Source organism: Micromonospora sp. WMMB482 (assembly GCF_019038635.1).
Lineage (GTDB): Bacteria > Actinomycetota > Actinomycetes > Mycobacteriales > Micromonosporaceae > Micromonospora > Micromonospora marina.
Window position 1 is genome coordinate 5,830,792 of the sequence record NZ_JAHOPD010000020.1, and the last position, 17,602, is coordinate 5,848,393.

The window sequence follows — 17,602 nt, forward strand, 5'->3', positions numbered from 1 at the left end:
TCCTTTCAATACGGATAGGACACAGAGGGCAGCCCATGGATCGTGACGCGATCACAGCCGTTCGACCTCCCGGCCGGATCACCCACCGCGCCGCCACCCTTTCCCTGTTAACGCTGGACACGGCCGCGTGGTGCGGAGGTTTTCTCGGCGCCGCCTGGACGCGGTACGAGTTCGGCCTCACCGCCGCCGCCAGCGCCCGTACGCTCGGCATGGCGCTGGCCTGCGCCGCGCTGTACGCCGCGCTCACGCTGCTGCGGTCCCGGGTCCACGGCCGGTATCCGATCGGCAGCGCCGGCGACGCGCAGGGTCTGGCCACCACCGTCGCGCTCGTCGCGGCCGTCGGTTTCGTCGCCCTGCTGCCCTGGGCGCAGCACCCGGTACCGGCCAGCACGCCGCTCGTCGGCGGCGCGGTGGCGCTCGTGGTGATGGCGACCGCCCGGGGACTCTGGCGGGCCCACGCCGACCGCCGCCCGCCCGCCGCGCGACACGCCGAGCGCTGCCTGATCTACGGGGTGGACGGGGCGAGCGAGCGGCTCGTCCGGGCGCTGCTGCACGACCCGGAAAGCAGCTACCGGCCGGTGGGTCTGCTCGACGACGCACCCGGCAGCCGCGGCCTGCGGCTGGAGCGGCTGCGCGTGCTCGGCGGCCGGGAGCAGATCGACGTCGCCGTCCGGGCCACCCGGGCGAGCACCGTCATCTTCTCGATGAGCGGCTCCGACCCGCAGCTGCTGCGCGACGTACGCACCCGCACGCTGGAGGCCGGGGCGGCGTTCAAGGTCCTGCCGCCGGTTCGCGAGATCCTCGACCGTCCGGTGGCCGCCACCGACGTACGCGACCTCCAGCTCACCGACCTCCTGGGCCGCGCGCACCGGGTGGCCGAGCTGAGCGTCGAGCGCGGCGGGCTGGCCGGGCGCCGGGTGCTCGTCACCGGCGCCGGCGGCTCGATCGGCTCGGAACTGTGCCGGCAGATCGCCCGCTGCGAGCCGGACGAGCTGATGATGCTCGACCGGGACGAGTCCGCGCTGCACGCCCTGCAGATGTCCCTGCACGGGCGCGCGCTGCTGGACGGGCCGGAACTGATCCTGGCCGACATCCGCGACGCCGAGGGCATCGCCCGGGTGATCGCCGACCGGCAGCCCGACGTGGTGTTCCACGCCGCGGCGCTCAAGCACCTCACGCTGCTCCAGCGCCACCCCGGGGAGGCGATCAAGACCAACATCCTGGGTACGCTGAACGTGCTGGAGGCGTGCCGGGACGTCGCCGAGTTCGTGAACATCTCCACCGACAAGGCGGCCAACCCGGCGAGCGTCCTCGGCTACTCCAAGCGGATCACCGAGCGGCTCACGGCGTACCACGCGCAGCGGCTCGACGGCCGGTTTCTCAGCGTCCGGTTCGGCAACGTGCTCAGCAGCCGCGGCTCGGTGCTCACCGCGTTCCAGGCGCAGATCCGGGCCGGGGTGCCGATCACCGTCACCCACCCCGACGTGACGCGGTACTTCATGACCGTGCAGGAGGCGGTGCACCTGGTGCTCCAGGCCGCGACGATCGGCCGGGGCGGCGAGGCGCTGGTGCTCGACATGGGCGAGCCGGTCCGGATCGCCGACGTGGCACGCCGGCTCGCCGCCGAGGCGGACCGCCCGACCGAGATCGTCTTCACCGGTCTGCGCCCGGGCGAGAAGCTGCACGAGCACCTGTTCGGCGCCGACGAGGTCGACACCCGGCCGCTGCACCCGCTGATCTCCCACGTCCCGGTGCCGGAACTGGACCCGGACGAGGTGCGCGGGCTCGACCCGTACGCCGACCCGGACGAGCTGATCAAGCGGATGGCGGCGTTCTGCGACCCGGCCGGGGTGTCCCTGCCGGCCCTGCCCGGACAACGCTGACCCGCCGGCCGACGGGACGCCCCGCCCCCGGTGGTGAGACGGGCGTCCCATCGGCCGGCTCGGCTCGCCGCCGGTGGCGGCACCCGATAGGGTTGATCCCGGTGTGCCGGGAAGCCTGGTCGGCGATGGCTTCGCCGACCCCAGCTTCCGAACGGACGCCGCATGCCCCAGCACACCCCGCACCGGTCCCGCCTGCTGTCCCGCCGCTCCTGGCCGGAGGCTCGCTTCCTGGCGGACGTGCTACGCACCGAGACGGTCGGCGGCGGCCTGCTGCTGCTCGGCGCGGTGCTCGCCCTGATCTGGGCCAACTCGCCGTGGCGCGCCGCGTACGCCGAACTGAGCCACTGGGTGCCGTGGCCCGGCGGCGCCGGGCTGCACCTGGACCTCGACCTGCGCACCTGGGCCGCCGACGGGCTGCTGGCGATCTTCTTCTTCGTGGTCGGCCTGGAACTCAAGCGCGAGTTCGTCGCCGGTGACCTGCGCGACCCCCGGCGGGCCGCGTTGCCGGTGGTGGCCGCGCTCGGCGGCATGATCGTCCCGGCGTTGGTCTACCTGGCGATCACGCTCAGCGCCGGCGGCTCCGGCCTGCGCGGATGGGCCATCCCCACCGCCACCGACATCGCCTTCGCGCTCGCCGTGCTCGCCGTCATCGGCTCCCACCTGCCACAGGGGCTGCGCGCCTTCCTGCTCACCCTCGCGGTGGTCGACGACCTCTTCGCGATCACCATCATCGCGGTCTTCTACACCGACGGGTTCCAGCCGCTGCCGCTGCTCGCCGCGCTGCTGCCGATCGCCGTGTTCGGGCTGCTCGTGCAGCGCCGGCGGACCTGGTGGTGGGCGCTGATCCCGCTGGCGGTGACCGCCTGGGTGCTGGTGCACGCCTCCGGTGTGCACGCCACGGTTGCGGGCGTGCTGCTCGGCTTCACCGTGCCGGTGCTGCGCGGACGCGACGGCGCGCCCGGCCTCGCCGAGCGGCTGGAGCACCGCTGGCGGCCCGTCTCCGCGGGTCTGGCCGTGCCGGTCTTCGCCTTCTTCGCCGCCGGGGTGACCCTGGTCGGCGTGGACGTGGGCGGCGTGCTGACCAACCCGGTGGTGCTCGCGGTGGCCGCCGGGCTGGTGCTCGGCAAGGTGATCGGCGTGTTCGGGTCGGCGTACCTGCTCGCCCGGTTCACCCGGGCCGAGCTGGACGAGGAGATCACCTGGGCCGACCTGCTCGGGCTGGCGCTGCTGGCCGGCATCGGCTTCACCGTGTCGCTGCTCATCGGCGAGCTGGCGTTCGGCGCCGGGAGCCCGGAGGAGGACGGCGTCAAGGTGGCGGTGCTGCTCGGCTCGTTGATCTCCGCCCTGCTCGCCTCTGTGGTGTTGATCCGCCGTAACCGGGTCTACCGCCGGATCAGCGAGCGGGAGAGCCGGGACGCCGACGGTGACGGCGTCCCGGACGTCTACCAGGGCGACACGGCCTGACCGAGACGGCGCGGGCCGCCGCCCCGTCGCGGGACGGCGGCCCGCACGGGCCCGTCAGGTCAGCTCGGTGACCGCCTCGAAGATCAGCCAGAGACCGCAGACGGCGAACAGCACCGCCGCGCCGTAGCGGATGGTCCGCTCCGGCAGGTGCCGGCCGAGCATCCGGCCCACCAGGATCGCCAGCGCGTCCGCGGCCACCATGCCGAGCGTCGACCCGAGCCAGGTGCCGAACCAGCCGTACTTGGTGGCCAGCGTGATGGTGGCGAGCATGGTCTTGTCGCCCAGCTCGGCCAGGAAGAACGCCACACCCACGGCGATGACGGCGGACCGGCCGCCGCGCTCGGCCTTGCGCTTCTCCTCCTCGGTCAGCTTGTCACCGCGCAGCGTCCACGCGCCGAAGCCGAGGAACGCCAGACCGGCGATCAGCGAGATCCACTCGGTGGGCAGGGCGGCGTTCAGGCCGTACCCGATGGCCACCGAGGCCAGGTGGACGACGGCGGTGGCGATCGTGATGCCGATGAGCACCGGCACCGGCTTGAACCGCGTGGCGAACGTCAGAGCCATGAGCTGGGACTTGTCGCCAAGCTCGGCGACGAAGATGACGCCGAAGCTGACCACCAGCGCGACGAGGAAACCCTCCATGTGAACCTTCCCGATCAAGCCGGGAGGAGGAACGGGGGCGCCCTCGACCCGGCTGCGACAGCCTGAGTCGAAGGTCTCGCCCGCCCCGGAGATCGGGGCCGCGTGGCCGGATGCGGAACGCACCAGTGTGTCGACCACGACATTGGGGGCTACTCCCCTTCGCGCCGCCAGCCTAGCCGATCACCGGCCGGCCCGGTCACCGGGTGTGGGCGGGCCACGGCGGCCCTCAGTCGGCCCGCGCCAGGCTCACCCCGAACAGCCCGTCCGGGTCGGTCCAGAACGCCCGCCGGTCGAATCCGGCGGCGGTCAGCTCGGCGGCGATCCCCTCCGGCCGGAACTTCGCCGACACCTCGGTCCGCAGCTCCTCGCCCGCGGCGAACGCCACGTCGGTGTCCAGGATCCGCACCCGGGTCGGGTGCCCGGCGCGCAACCGCATCTCGATCCACTCCCGCTCGGGATCCCAGACCGCCACGTGCCGGAACGCGTCGACGTCGAAGTCCGCGCCCAACTCGCGGTTGATCACCCGCAGCACGTTGCGGTTGAACTCGGCCGTCACGCCCGCCGGGTCGTCGTACGCGGGGACGATCACGCCCGGGTCCTTGACCAGGTCGGTGCCGACCAGCAGCCAGTCGCCGGTCTCCAGCGCCGCGCGCATCGAGGTGAGGAACTCGGCCCGTTCCACCGGCAGCAGGTTGCCGATCGTGCCGCCGAGGAACGCCACCAGACGCCGGCCGCCGGTGGGCAACCGGTCCAGGTGCCGGGTGAAGTCGCCGACGATCCCCCGGACCCGCAGCCCCGGGTACGCGGCGGCGATCTGCTCGGTGGACGACCGCAACGCGCTCACCGAGACGTCCAGCGGCACGAACGTGCCCAGGTCGCCGTGGCGGGTGAACGCGTCGAGCAGCAGCCGGGTCTTCTCCGACGAGCCCGAACCCAGCTCGATCAGCGTCTTCGCGCCGGTCATGGTGACGACGTCGTCGGCGTGCGCGGCCAGCACCGCCCGTTCGGCCCGGGTCGGGTAGTACTCCGGCAGGCGGGTAATCTCCTCGAACAGCTCGCTGCCCCGGGCGTCGTAGAACCACTTCGGCGGCAGCCACTTCGGCGTCGCGGCCAGCCCGACCCGCACGTCCTCCCGCAAACCACGGTCGAGGTTCTGCTGCTCCAGATGGATCTCCAGCGGCTCCGCGCTCATCGAGTGTCCTCTCTTGCGGTGGGTACGGATCGTCGGGCGGCGGTCGTGTCCCGCACGTCGAGCCCGCCCGTGGTCGCCACCACGAGCCGGCCGTCCGGTACGGCCCGCCAGGCCGGGTCGTCGTCGAACGGTTCGGACGCCAGCAGCACCGAGTCCGGGCCGCGGCGCACCGACAGCGCGTGCCCGTCCGTGCTCGCCACCACCGTCGTACCGTCGGTGAGCAGCAGGTTCAGCCGCGAGCCGGGAGCGGCGGCGGCGACCGCCGCGACCGTGTCCGCCACCGCCTCGCCGGGCGGCGCGCCGGCCCGCAGCCGGTGCCGGACCAGCGCCCACAGCAACGCCGAGTCGGTGGGCACGTCGAGGGTGATCAGGTCGCGGACGGGCAGGCCGGCGGCGAGCGGGACCAGGCTGTCCGGCCAGCCCTTCACCACGCCGTTGTGGCTGAACAGCCACCGCCCCTCGGCGAACGGCGCCGCTGCGGTCTCGTGCAGCGGCATGCCGACGGTGGCGGAGCGGACCGCGGCCAGCACCGCCCGCACCCGCGTCACGGCGGCCAGGTCCGGCAGCGTGGTGTCGCTCCACATCGGCTGGGCCCGCCGGTAGCGGACCGGGTCGCCGTCGCCGGCGTACCAGGCGACGCCGAAACCGTCGGCGTTTATCGTGCCGCCGCCGCGCATGTCACGCGGCGCCCACGACTGCCGCAGCAGCCCGTACGGCGGGTCGGACAGCAGACTGGACAGGAGCACGGGTGGACCGAGGTACGCGAGGTGACGGCACATCGGGCCGGCTCACTCCCCCGGTCCGGCGTCACGGGCGCAGCGGAACCCGCTGAAGATCTGCCGCCGGATCGGGTAGTCCCAGTTGCGGAACGTGCCCCGGCAGGCGGACCGGTCGGTGCCGAACGAACCGCCCCGCAGCACCCGGTGGTCGTCGCCGAAGAAGACCTCCGAGTACTCCCGGTAGGGGAACGCGGTGAACCCCGGGTGGCCCCGGAACGTCGAGGAGGTCCACTCCCACACGTCGCCGACGAGCTGGTGCACGCCCAGCGGCGAGGCGCCGGCCGGGTACGCGCCGACCGGCGCCGGCCACAGGTGCCGCTGGCCCAGGTTGGCGTGCTCGCCGGCCGGGTCCTCGTCGCCCCACGGGTAGCGCCGGGACCGGCCGGTCGCCGGATCCCAGCGGGCCGCCTTCTCCCACTCCGCCTCCGTCGGCAGCCGCTTGCCGGCCCACGCCGCGTACGCCTGCGCCTCGTACCAGCAGACGTGCACCACCGGCTCGTCGTCGCGCACCGGCGACCAGCGGCCGAACCGGCGGTACGCCCAGCCGTCCCCGTCGCGCCGCCAGTGCATCGGCGCGCTCAGGTCCGCCTCGACCCGGTGCCGCCAGCCGGCCTCGCTCCACCAGCGCGGCTCGTCGTACCCGCCGTCGGCGATGAACGCCCGGTACTGCCCGTTCGTCACCGGCGCGGCGTCGATGAAGAACGCGGGCAGGTCGACGGTGTGGGCCGGGCGCTCGTTGTCCAGCGCCCACGGGTCGGTGGAGGTGCCCATGGTGAACGGCCCGGCCGGCACCCGCACCTCCCCGCCGGCCCGGGCCCGGGGCTCCGGCGGGGGCGGCGCGTCCAGCACCGGGGCGCCGGCGCGCAGCTGGTGCGTGGCCAGCATGGTCTCGTCGTGCTGCTGCTCGTGCTGCACGATCATGCCGAACGCGAACCCGTCGGCGACCAGGGCACGCTCGGTGAAGCGGATGCCGTCGAGCAGGTCGAACACCTTGTCCCGCACCGTGCGCACGTAGGCGCGGGCCTCGGCCGGCGGCAGCAGCGGCAGCGCCGGCCGGTCCTTACGGGGTTGCTTGAACGCGTCGTAGAGGTCGTCGATGTCGTGGCGCACCGGGTCGCGGCCCCCGACGTCGCGGACCAGCCACAGCTCCTCCTGGTTGCCGACGTGCGCCAGGTCCCAGACCAGCGGCGACATCAGCGTGGAGTGCTGCCGGACCAGGTCGTCGTCGTCCACCGCGTCGGTCAGCGACACGGTACGGGCCCGGGTCCGCTCCAGTTCGGCGGCGATCCGGTCGCGTAGTCGCTCGGTGGTGGTCACCGGTGTCCCCTCTCCGCGGCGTCGCGGCGCCGCCGGATCGCTCGCTGGGTGTCGTCGTGGATGCCGGCCGGCAGGTCGAGCCGGGGAAGTGCGGCCAGGGCCAGGTCGAACAGCGCCGCCGCGGCGGTGGCCAGCGGACGCTCGGCCAGCCCGCACCGGGCCGCCGCGCGCCACCGGCCGGCGACCGGAGCGGCCGCCGCCAGTGCGTCCCGGGTGGTGGCCGGGTCGGCGAAGAGCGCCGTCAGCACCGCCAGCGGCACGGTCCACGCCGGGCCGGGCTGGGTGTCCAGGTAGCGCAGCTCCAGGTAGCCACGGGGGCGCACCGGCGGGAACAGCGTGCTGAGGTGGTATTCCAGGTCGTCGGTGGTGGGCGGGCGGGGAAGCGCCCCGGCCAGCCAGTCGGCGAACGTGACGCCGGGCGGTGCGGTCCAGTCCGGGCCGTCGCCGCGTACGCAGAGCAGCGGCGCGGCGAGCGCGTACCCGGTCCAGGCCGCCACCGGGTCCTCGCCGGCGCGTTCGGGCGACCAGACCGGACGGGTCCGGGCCGGATCGATCGCCAGCCAGGTGGCCATCCGGGCGGACGCCCATCCGGTGCGGCGCCCGGCGTGCCGGTCGGCGGTGGCGAAGGCGGCGAGCAGCGGCGGGCCGACGGCGTGCGCGGCGGTCCACCGCTGCGCCACGTGGTCCGGCTCGCCCGCGTCGAGGCAGACCTGGAGGCCGGCGGTGCTGTACATCATGGCCCGTCCCGCCGGGCCGCGCCGGTCGAAGGCGCACCGCATGGCCCGGTAGCGCGGGGTCTCCACGACGGGCCGGGGAAGGCGCCAGGGGTCGATGCCGCTGCGGCCGAGCGCCAGGCCGGCGGCGTCCAGCCGGGCCCGCAGCTCGGCGACGTCGGCCTCGGTGGCCAGGATGAGCGCGGCGACCGACGATCGCGGTGTCGCGGAGATCTCCACCTGCCCGCCGGGCTCCACGGTCACGGCGCCGCCGCGCCGGAGCTCGTCGGCCGGGCTGGTGGGGTCGAGGGTCACGGGGCTGTGCCGCCCCAGCGCCTCGCGTAGTCGCTCGCGGTCGACCGGCCGGGCCGGGTCCGCGGCGTCGTGCACGGTCCATTCCAGTTCGACGCCGACGAGTGCGGGTGGGCCGGTCTTGAAGCAGATCCGGGCGAGGTGGCCCCGGGCCGCCTCCTCGTCCCCCAGGACGACTGCCCGGTCCAGATCGGGTGACATCACCATGGGACGGCTCCTCCTCGGCGATGGGCGACGACGTCGTCGCGACGCGTCCGGCCGGGACGGCACGGGACGCCGCCCCACCATCCTCTGTCTAGCAGACGACATCCGCTTGCCCGGAGAGATGAATTTTTGTCCGGAATCTGATTGCGCCGTGGCCGTTCAGTCGTCCGTCCGCGGGCCCGGACGCTCGGGCGAGTCGTCGTCGTCCGAGTCGTCGTCCGAGTCCTCCGCCGACTCGCCCACCAGGTTCCGGCAGTAGCTCTCCACCTGCTCGGGGCCGCCCGCGGCGGCCACCAGGTCGGCGAAGCCCGGCTTGGTGAGCGCCTTCTCCCGCTGCCGCTCCGACTTGGCCAGATAGGCGCGGCAGTGGCCGGCCATCCGGCCGTCGCCGGCCGGTGGTGCGGGTGGCCGGGCCGTGGCGCTCGGCGTCCCGGACGGCGTCGGCGCCGGTGGCGACGCCGCGCCGGACGCGTCACCGGCGGGGGTGCTCGGCGCCGGCCGCGACGGGCCGGTGACGCCGGGACCGGTGCCGGTCGGTCCGGCCGTCGTCGCCGGCGGGACCACCGGCTCGGGCCGGTGGTGGTCCAGGCGCACGGCGGCGAACGCCACCCCGGCGACCGCCGTGGCGGCCAGCCCGGACAGCGCGGCGGCGATCCGCAGGCGCCGGCGCGGGCGCGGCGCGGCCACCGCCGCCGGGGCCGTCCCGGCCGCCGCGCGGGCCGCCCGGAAGGCGGCGAGCGCCCGTTCCTCCCCGGCGACCTCGCCGGGGGCCGCCGGTCCGGCGGCGGCGGACAGCAGCCGGGTCAGCGGGTCGGCGTCGGCCTCCGGCGGCGTGCCGGCGCGCGCGGCGCCGAGCAGGCGGTCGGATTCCGCCCGGTCGGCGGGCCCGCCGGACCGGCGAGCGTGCATGCCGTCGTCTCCCCTCACGTCAGCCCTCCGCCGGCTCGGCCTCGGGCGCGTGCGGCACCTGGCGCTCGATTCGGGGACGCGGCGCGACGGCGTCCCCGGTGTCGTCCGGCGCGGCCTGCGCCGCCGAGCGCTCCAGCATCGCGGCGAGCCGGCGCAGGCCCCGGTGCGCGGCGGTCCGCACCGCGCCGGCCCGCCGGCCCAGCACCCGCCCGGCGGTCTCCGCGTCCAGGCCGATGACGGCCCGCAACATCACCGCCTCCGCCTCGGCCGGCGGCAGCGTACGGATCAGCGCCAGCGCGCTCTCGGTGGCGATGGCCTCACCGGCGCGGTCGGCGGTGTCCACGTCTGCGGCCAGGTCGTTGAGCGCCTGCACGGGCACCGGCACCGAGGGACGCCGCCGCTGCCGACGCAGGTGGTCCATGGCCCGGTTGCGGGCGATCGTGACCGCCCAGGCGCGGAACTCGCCACCGGTGAACGACGGCAGGTCGCGCGAGATCTGGAGCCACGCCTCCGAGGCCACGTCCTCGGCGTCGGCGCCGACGAGGGCGGTCAGGTAACGCAGCAGGGCGGGCTGCAGGCTGCGGTAGAGGAACCGGAACGCCTCCTCGTCGCCCGCCTGCGCCCCGGCGACCGCCTCGTTCAGCTCGGCCGTCACGCTCGCCGTCCCACCCGCGTGCCGGCCCCGCGCGGGGCGTCGACCGGAGCCGGTGACCACACCGCCATCCGCACTCGGCCCCCCGTGAGCTGATCAGGCACGCGCACGAGGGTGCGGTGCGCCATGGACACTTGCCGCGCGGCAACGGGCGTCGGCGGGACATACCGTACCGACGTCCGGCGGCGGCCGGGAGCCGGGCCGACACCGGGACGGGCGGGACGGGTCGGCAAGCCGTCGAGGGCCGGAGAAACTGAGAGAAATGTCTAGCTCCGGCATCGGCGTGTCGGGGTAACGCCGATGCCGGGCGCGACGCCCTCCGAGGCCGGATGACGCCGGCACGGCGGACCGGGGAGCGCTGAGGCGCGTCACTTTCTGGCCGATCGTACCGGGTCGATCACGATCAGCCGATCGGCGCCCCGGCTGCCGGACACCCGTCCGAACGGTCCGGCCGGGCCGGACGCGGACTTCGCGGGAAATACTTCGCGCCCGCTGTGGGTACGGTATGGGGGTGCTGTCCTCAGACGTCGTACTCAGCGGTCGGTACCGCCTGGATGACCGTGTCGCCACCGGCGGCATGGGCGACGTCTGGCGTGCCACGGACCTGGTCCTCGGTCGTCCGGTCGCGGTGAAGGTGCTCCTTCCGGCCCTGGTGTCCGACCCCGACTTCATCGCCCGGTTCCGCGCCGAGGCGCGGATCATGGCCTCGCTGCGCCACCCCGGCGTGGTCCAGGTCTTCGACTGCGGCGAGGACGACCTGCCCGGCGGCGGCCGGGCCGACTACCTCGTGATGGAGTTCGTCGCCGGTGAGCCGCTGTCGCGGCGGATCGAGGACGCCGGGAGCCTCGAGGTCGCCGAGACCATGTCGATCGTGGCCCAGGTGGCGCAGGCGCTGCACGCGGCACACGGCCGGGGCATCGTCCACCGGGACGTGAAGCCGAGCAACCTGCTCGTGCAGGACGACGGCACCGTGGTCCTGGTCGACTTCGGGGTCGCCCGCTCGACCAACGTCACGAGCATCACCAGCACGAACGCGGTTCCCGGCACCGCCCTCTACATGGCGCCGGAGCAGGCCGCCGGCCGGCCCGTCTCGGGCGCCACCGACGTGTACGCGCTCGGTGCCGTCGCGTACTGCTGCCTCACCGGCAGCCCGCCGTTCACCGGCGACAATCCGCTCCAGGTGGCCGTCCGCCATCTCGACGACGAGCCGCCGGAGCTGCCGGCGGAGATCCCGGCGTCGGTGCGTGAGCTGGTGTCCCGGGCGCTGGCCAAGGATCCGGCCGATCGCTACCCCAACGCGGCGGCGATGGCCGACGCGGCCCGGGCCGCGCGTACCGACTCGCCGACCGCGACGGTGTCGTTGCGCGGCGCGGCGGGTCCGGGGCGGTCCCGGGACGACCAGCCGGCGGTCCGCCCGGGTGCCGCGGTCGCGACGTCGCGGCGCCGGGGCCGGCGCGGCACGCTCGTCGGGGCGCTCGGCGCGGTGCTGGTGGCGATGGGCGCGCTGGGCGCGCTGGTGGCCGCCGCGAACGACACGGCCGAACCGGCCACGAAGATCGACAAGACGGCGCCCGTGGTGGTGCCGAGCGACCAGGCCGCCGAGCCGGTCGCCGACGAGCCGTCGGCGGACGACGAGTACACCTACCGCCCGCCCGGCCCGGGCAGCCGGCCGTCGGCCACGCCCTCGGTGACGCCGAGCTCCTCCCCGACCCCGTCGGCTGCCCAGCCGAGCCCATCGGACGAGCCGGCCCCGACGGACGAGCCGACCAGCACGCCGCCCAGCACGCCGCCGACGACGGATCCGACCACGCCACCGGCGCCGGATCCGACCACCGCCGACCCCGACCCCGGAACCGGCGGCGGCGGTGACACCGGCGGGGAACCCGCCGCACAGCTCTGACCGCACCACCTCCGCCCTCGGCGATCATGACGTTGACGCAGCTGCCGCCCGTTCTGTCGCCGCCAACCCCATGATCGTCGGGTGGGCCGGGAAGGGCATGAGGTCAGGGGGTGGTCAGGAGGGCCTGCATGCGGGTGATCTCGGCGCCCTGCTCGACCGCCACCGCGGTGGCGAACTCCTGCATCGGCTGGTCGACGCCGACCTTCAGCAGGTCGGTGGACATGACGATCGCGCCCCGGTGGTGGTCGGACATCATCTGCACGAACAGCCTGTCGAACGCCGCTCCGCGCGCGTCCGCCAGCCGCCGCATCGCCTCGGCGGACTGCATCCCGCGCATGGTGGCGTGGTCGTGCCCCGGCACGTCGGCGGGCAGGTCGCGGTTGCTGAGCCAGGCGCGCAGCAGGCCGACCTCCGGACCCTGCGCGGCGCGGATCCGCTCGGCCACGGCGCGGACCCGCGCGTCGGCGGCGCGCTCCGGCGCGAGGGCGGCCATCTCCAGGGCCTGCTCGTGGTGCGGGATCATCATCCGGACGTACCAGACGTCGAGGCTGTTCCACCGCGGCATGGTGGCACCCCGGACCTGCTCGGCGGGGCGGGTCGCGGCGGGCTCCCCCGGGCGTCCCGGGACCACCACCGGCGGCGCCGGGTCGGCGGCGCTCGCGCTCGGCTCGGCCGCCGCGACGGTTCCGGCCGCCTCCGGGGTACGGGCCTCCTCGCGCCCGGTCAGCGCGATCGCGCCGACCACGACGAGGGTCACCAGCGCTGTGACGCCCACCCACACGCGTGCCCGCCGGCCGGCCATACGACGCCTCCTCCGGTCAAGGTGACAGCGATCCTATCCATAGACGAAAGTTCCCCAGTGTGACCCAGGTCACATTGATGACCGTCTGCCTTCGGTAAGGTGTGGCGAAAGCATGACCCCCTTTCGAAGGGTGTTGCCGATGATCAACATCCGCACGTCCCGCATCCGGATCGTCAGCCTGGCCGCCGCCGGCCTGCTGCTCGCCGGCGTGTTCACCGCGCCCCCGAGCAGCGCCCAGGAGATCCCCCGCGCCCAGGCCGCGTCGGCCACCGTGGACAGCGCCGTCCCCGGTGTCGACGAGATCTCCAGCAGCCCCAACCTGCGCCAGGTGGCCAACCTGCCGAAGCAGGCGCCGTTCGACACCTCGGCCGCCTTCGGCACCGACATCGCCTTCCAGGGGCGGTACGCGTTCGTCGGCAACTACGACGGGTTCGTCGTCTACGACATCGCCCGCCCCAGCCGCCCGACGATCGTGTCCCAGGTGCTCTGCCCCGGCTCGCAGAACGACATCTCGGTCCACGGGAACCTGCTGTTCCTGTCGACCGACTCCTCCCGCAACGACGACTCCTGCGCCAGCACCAGCCAGTCGGCGACGGTGAAGGAGTCCTGGGAGGGCATCAAGATCTTCGACATCCGGGACAAGCGCAACCCGCGCTACATCAAGTCGGTGGAGACGGCGTGCGGCTCGCACACCCACACCCTGGTGCCCGGCAAGGACAGGCGGAACGTCTACCTGTACGTCTCCTCGTACAGCCCGCGGGCCGAGTTCCCGGACTGCCAGCCGCCGCACGACTCCATCTCCATCGTCAAGGTGCCGGTGAAGAACCCCACCACGGCCTCCGTGGTGGCCACGCCGAACCTCTTCCCGGACGGCGGCTACCCGGGCGTCCCGGGCCAGTCGTCGGCCACCACCGGCTGCCACGACATCACCGCGTACCCGTCGAAGGACATCGCCGCCGGCGCCTGCATGGGTGACGGCGTCCTGTTCGACATCTCCGACCGAGAGGCGCCCCGGGTCATCGAGCGGGTCACCGACGCGGAGAACTTCGCGTTCTGGCACTCGGCCACGTTCAACAACGCCGGCACCAAGGTCGTCTTCACCGACGAGCTGGGCGGCGGCGGCGCAGCCACCTGCAACGAGGTGGTCGGTCCGAACCGCGGCGCGGACGCCATCTACGACATCACCGGCCGCGGTGGCGCCCGCAAGATGGAGTTCCGCAGCTACTACAAGATCCCGCGCGCCAACGCGGACACCGAGAATTGCGTGGCCCACAACGGCTCGCTGATCCCGGTGCCCGGCCGCGACATCATGGTCCAGGCCTGGTATCAGGGCGGCATCTCGGTGTGGGACTTCACCGACTCGCGCAAGCCCAAGGAGATCGCCTACTGGGAGCGGGGGCCGCTGGACGCCTCGCAGCTGCGTACCGGCGGGTCCTGGTCGGCCTACTGGTACAACGGCCACATCTACTCCAGTGACATCCAGAAGGGACTGGACGTGCTGGAGCTGCGTGACCCGCGTACCTGGCTGGCGAAGTTCCTGCTGGTGCCCGAACTGAACGTGCAGACGCAGGCCGGTTACCTGAGCTGGTGAACCGTTGACCGTCGCCGGGCCAGGCGTTCCCCTCGCGGGGACGCCGGGCCCGGTGCGGTCCCGGGACGGGAACGGACACGTGCCAGGGACGATCGACGACCGGACGACGGTGCCGAGCGACGCCCGGATCCGGGCCCTGCACGAACGGCTCGCGCCGTCCCGGGAGGCGTTGCGTCTCGTCTGGACGCACTGCCGGATCGTGTGCGACATCGCCGAACAGCTGCTCGACCGCAGCGGCGCGGACGCGGACGCAGCCCTCGTGCGGGCCGGCAGCCTGCTGCACGACATCGGGGTCTACCGCCTCTACGACGCGGCCGGGCGGCTCGACGAGCGGAACTACGTGCGGCACGGCGTGCTGGGCCACGCGCTGGCACGGGATTCGGGGCTGCCCGAGGTGATCGCCCGGTTCTGCTCCCGTCACACCGGCGTCGGGATCACCCCGGCGGACGTGCGCCGGCAGGGCCTGCCGATTCCGGCCGCCGACTACACGGCCGTCAGCGCCGAGGAACACCTCGTGATGTACGCCGACAAGTTCCACAGCAAGACCACGCCACCGGCGTTCGTCTCCGCCGCCTCCTACGCGGTCGCCGTGCGGCGCTTCGGCGCGGACAAGGCCGACCGGTTCGCGGCACTCGTCGCGCGCTTCGGCGAGCCGGACCTGCCCACGCTCGCCGAAAAGTACCGGCAACCGATCGTCTGAGAGGGCACGGCGCCGGCGCGGCCGTGGTCAGTCGCTCATCGGCAGCCGGTAGTCGCGGGAGCCGCCGCCCGCCGTCACCACCCGCACCTCGCCGCTGCGCAGCCCGTAGGTCACCGACCAGCGGGTGTGCGACTGGCGTACCGCGTTCAGCAGCCGCAGCGCCCCGGCTGCGTCGGCCACCCCGCCGGTGCGGTCGAGTTCCTTCGCCAGCACCCCGTACCTGTGGTCCCGGCGCAGTTCCCGGTCCGGCACTCCCGCCGCCGGCACGTTGGTCAGCGCCTGCCACGGGCCCTGCCGCCGGTCCACGGTGAGCTTCCCGTCGACGAACCCCACCACCGCCGAGACGCCTGTCGCGTCGGCGAGCAGGTAGTGCAGCGGCGGCCCGCCGTCGAAGTCGAGGTTGTAGCGCCGGAACACGGCGACCGCCTCGTCCACCGTGGCGGCCGAGTCGAGCACCAGGCGCAGGATGCGCACCGACCCCACCGCCGGCAGCCCGGGCACGGGCTCGGCCCGTGCCCGGTCGTCGGCGGCCAGCCCGACCGCGAGGCCCCGCTCGTTCATGCCGTCGAACGGCAGCAGTGGCGCGTCCAGCAGCCGCCGGTCCCCCGCCGGGTCGGCGGACACGCCCAGGTAGGAGATGTCGACCAGCGAGATCGAGGCGTACCCGTCCGGCGGGTCGGTGCGCAGCACCAGCGCGGGGTTCGGCTCCCAGTCGAAGTTGCGGGCGAACAGCGGCCGGTCCCGGTCACCGAGGGCGGCGAACAGCGAGCAGCCGAACGGGCTCGGCGGCGTCGACCCGGCCAGCCCGGCGGTCGGGTCGTAGTCGCCGTCGTACGTCATCTCGTACATCGGCAGGTCGTCGATCTTGCGGAGGCTGGCCAGGGTCCGCTCGACCTGCCCGGCGTCCTGCCGCGACGCGGTCGGTGAGCCGGCCGCGGCCGGCGGGCCGGACCGGCTGCTCTCCCCGCAGGCCGTGCCGAGCAGGAGCAGCGCGAGCCCGCCGGCGATGAGGATCCTCCGCATGACAGCGACGCTAGAAGAGGCGCCCGCCGATGTCCATCCGGGGCCCGGTCAGCTCCGCACGACTGCGAACATCCAGCAGCCGTACACCACGTTGCGGCTGTGCAGCAGGTCCACCGCCGGATCGGCGAACAGCTCCGCGATCACCGCCTCCGGGTCGCCGCCGTCGTGTCGCCGTCCGCCCACGATGCGGCCCCGGCTGTCGTACGCGCGCAGCACCTGCTCCCGTCCGCGCCACTGTGCCGGGTACGCCGTCACGTCGTCCGGGCCGGCACAGCCGGCGGCGTGCGCGAACACCGGTCCCACCTCGCGGTACGGACCCGGCGGCAGCGGCGGGGCGTACCCGAACAGCAGCAGCGCCTCGTCCGGCCGGGCGTCGCGCAGGCAGCAGCGCAGCGGCTCGCCGCCGGTGGCGCGCCGGTGCTCGGGCGGCTGCCCGGTGCCGTCGCGGCCGGTGCGTCGCAGCTCGGCGAGCGTCCCGGCGGGCAGCGGGTGGATCCGGAACGCGGTACGGGTGGTCGTCACGCTCCCAGCCTGGCGCGGCCCGGACCGCGACGCCGGCGGCGATCGGACCCGGCGTTCGGACGCCGACATTGCGCGCCGAGCGGGCACCCGCGGGCCGCATCCGGCGCCGACAATGGCCGGATGGACGTCGACGACTACCGGACCCACTCCCCGTACAGCGATCCCCGCCACCACGCGGCGCTGCTCGACGCCGTTCCGCCCGGCCTGCCCACCGTCGCGGCGACCGCCCGCAACGTGATCGTCCACTACCGGGCCGGTGGCGTCGAGCTGCCGGACGCCCACCGGGCCGAGGTGAACCTGCGCTGGCTGGACCGCATCCTCGACGCCGACCAGTCCCGGTTCCCGCTGCCGCTGACCGCCGAACGCCCGGCCGCCGAGCGGGTCGCCGGTTGCTGCCGGGACCACACGCTGCTCACCGTCGCGGCGCTGCGCCAGCGGGGTGTGCCGGCCCGCAGCCGGGTCGGGTTCGCGAGCTACTTCGTCCCCGGCTGGCATCACGACCACGTACTGGCTGAGTGGTGGGACGGTGAGCGCTGGGTGTGGTCCGATCCGGAGCTGGACCCGGCCGGCGACCGGCCGTTCGACGGCTACGACATCGACCCGGAGGCGGGGCACTTCGAGTCGGCGGCGCGGGTGTGGCTGGCTCACCGGGCGGGGCGGATAGATCCGGACACGTACGGCGTGGACCCGTCGCTGCCGTTCCGGGGCGACTGGTTCATCCACGACTACGTGCTGCTGGAGCTGGCCCATCGGCAGAAGGACGAGGTGCTGCTCTGGGACGGCTTCGGGGCGATGACCGAGGATCTGACCGGCGCCGACCTCGGGCTCGTCGACGAGATCGCCTCGCTGCTGGTGGCCGCCGACCGGGATGACGCCGCCGCCGAGCGGAAGCTGGCCCGGCGGTACGCCTCGGACGACCGGTTGCGTCCGGGTCCGACCGTGCACTGCGTGGACCCGGTCTCCGGGGTGGCCGCCGACGTGGATCTGCGACGCTGAC

Annotated in this window: 16 protein-coding genes; 6 read left to right on the forward strand and 10 right to left on the reverse strand. The window is 74.3% G+C overall.

What is annotated here, in order from left to right; translation table 11 throughout:
- The first annotated feature begins 35 nt into the window (after positions 1-35).
- Both KSK32_RS28500 and nhaA read left to right on the forward strand, forming a co-directional pair.
- Positions 36-1,883: a nucleoside-diphosphate sugar epimerase/dehydratase gene (locus tag KSK32_RS28500; RefSeq protein WP_216934306.1), complete on the forward strand. Its 1,848-nt coding sequence runs from the start codon at positions 36-38 to the stop codon at positions 1,881-1,883.
- A gap of 162 nt (positions 1,884-2,045) precedes the next feature.
- Positions 2,046-3,347, forward strand: coding sequence for a Na+/H+ antiporter NhaA (nhaA, locus tag KSK32_RS28505; RefSeq protein WP_216934308.1), 1,302 nt, complete (start codon positions 2,046-2,048; stop codon positions 3,345-3,347).
- 54 nt (positions 3,348-3,401) lie between these two features.
- On the opposite strand, the gene KSK32_RS28510 is transcribed toward nhaA, so the two are convergent.
- The 7 genes from KSK32_RS28510 to KSK32_RS28540 form a co-directional block, all read right to left on the reverse strand.
- Complete coding sequence (locus KSK32_RS28510) at positions 3,402-3,989, reverse strand: TMEM165/GDT1 family protein (RefSeq protein ID WP_216934310.1); 588 nt, start codon at positions 3,987-3,989, stop codon at positions 3,402-3,404.
- A gap of 226 nt (positions 3,990-4,215) precedes the next feature.
- Positions 4,216-5,181, reverse strand: a complete 966-nt coding sequence (gene egtD / locus KSK32_RS28515) for an L-histidine N(alpha)-methyltransferase (protein ID WP_216934312.1) — start codon at positions 5,179-5,181, stop codon at positions 4,216-4,218.
- On the reverse strand, positions 5,178-5,960 hold the full coding sequence (egtC, locus tag KSK32_RS28520) for an ergothioneine biosynthesis protein EgtC (protein WP_216934314.1): 783 nt from the start codon (positions 5,958-5,960) through the stop codon (positions 5,178-5,180). The genes egtD and egtC overlap by 4 nt, the downstream gene beginning before the upstream one ends.
- A 9-nt stretch (positions 5,961-5,969) precedes the next feature.
- On the reverse strand, positions 5,970-7,277 hold the full coding sequence (gene egtB, locus KSK32_RS28525; RefSeq protein ID WP_216934316.1) for an ergothioneine biosynthesis protein EgtB: 1,308 nt from the start codon (positions 7,275-7,277) through the stop codon (positions 5,970-5,972).
- Positions 7,274-8,509, reverse strand: coding sequence for an ergothioneine biosynthesis glutamate--cysteine ligase EgtA (gene egtA / locus KSK32_RS28530; RefSeq protein WP_216934319.1), 1,236 nt, complete (start codon positions 8,507-8,509; stop codon positions 7,274-7,276). Before egtA ends, egtB begins: the two co-directional genes overlap by 4 nt.
- Positions 8,510-8,665: 156 nt before the next feature.
- Positions 8,666-9,433 (reverse strand): hypothetical protein, encoded by a 768-nt coding sequence (locus tag KSK32_RS28535; RefSeq protein WP_216934321.1) that lies wholly within the window; start codon positions 9,431-9,433, stop codon positions 8,666-8,668.
- A 1-nt stretch (position 9,434) separates the two neighbouring features.
- Positions 9,435-10,070, reverse strand: coding sequence for an RNA polymerase sigma factor (locus KSK32_RS28540; RefSeq protein WP_216934323.1), 636 nt, complete (start codon positions 10,068-10,070; stop codon positions 9,435-9,437).
- Between the two features lie 502 nt (positions 10,071-10,572).
- Between KSK32_RS28540 and KSK32_RS28545 the strand changes: the two genes are divergently transcribed.
- Positions 10,573-11,967: a serine/threonine-protein kinase gene (locus tag KSK32_RS28545; RefSeq protein WP_216934333.1), complete on the forward strand. Its 1,395-nt coding sequence runs from the start codon at positions 10,573-10,575 to the stop codon at positions 11,965-11,967.
- 103 nt (positions 11,968-12,070) lie between these two features.
- Here the strand turns inward: KSK32_RS28545 and KSK32_RS28550 are convergent, their stop codons facing one another.
- Positions 12,071-12,769: a DUF305 domain-containing protein gene (locus tag KSK32_RS28550; RefSeq protein ID WP_216934335.1), complete on the reverse strand. Its 699-nt coding sequence runs from the start codon at positions 12,767-12,769 to the stop codon at positions 12,071-12,073.
- 139 nt (positions 12,770-12,908) lie between these two features.
- On the opposite strand from KSK32_RS28550, the gene KSK32_RS28555 reads away from it, so the two are divergent.
- Both KSK32_RS28555 and KSK32_RS28560 read left to right on the forward strand, forming a co-directional pair.
- Positions 12,909-14,360 (forward strand): LVIVD repeat-containing protein, encoded by a 1,452-nt coding sequence (locus KSK32_RS28555; RefSeq protein ID WP_216934337.1) that lies wholly within the window; start codon positions 12,909-12,911, stop codon positions 14,358-14,360.
- 79 nt (positions 14,361-14,439) lie between these two features.
- Positions 14,440-15,060: an HD domain-containing protein gene (locus KSK32_RS28560; RefSeq protein ID WP_216934338.1), complete on the forward strand. Its 621-nt coding sequence runs from the start codon at positions 14,440-14,442 to the stop codon at positions 15,058-15,060.
- A 27-nt stretch (positions 15,061-15,087) separates the two neighbouring features.
- On the opposite strand, the gene KSK32_RS28565 is transcribed toward KSK32_RS28560, so the two are convergent.
- Entirely contained in the window at positions 15,088-16,083 is a 996-nt protein-coding gene (locus KSK32_RS28565) for a carcinine hydrolase/isopenicillin-N N-acyltransferase family protein (RefSeq protein WP_216934341.1), read from the reverse strand.
- A 48-nt stretch (positions 16,084-16,131) separates the two neighbouring features.
- The gene (locus KSK32_RS28570; protein WP_216934343.1) at positions 16,132-16,605 is read right to left on the reverse strand and encodes a DUF1203 domain-containing protein; all 474 of its coding nucleotides are present in this window, start codon (positions 16,603-16,605) and stop codon (positions 16,132-16,134) included.
- Positions 16,606-16,725: 120 nt separating this feature from the next.
- Here KSK32_RS28570 and KSK32_RS28575 point away from each other — a divergent pair, with 120 nt between their 5' ends.
- Positions 16,726-17,601 carry a transglutaminase domain-containing protein gene (locus KSK32_RS28575; protein ID WP_216934344.1) on the forward strand — a complete coding sequence of 292 codons (876 nt, stop codon included), beginning with the start codon at positions 16,726-16,728 and terminating at the stop codon, positions 17,599-17,601.
- Position 17,602: the final 1 nt, after the last annotated feature.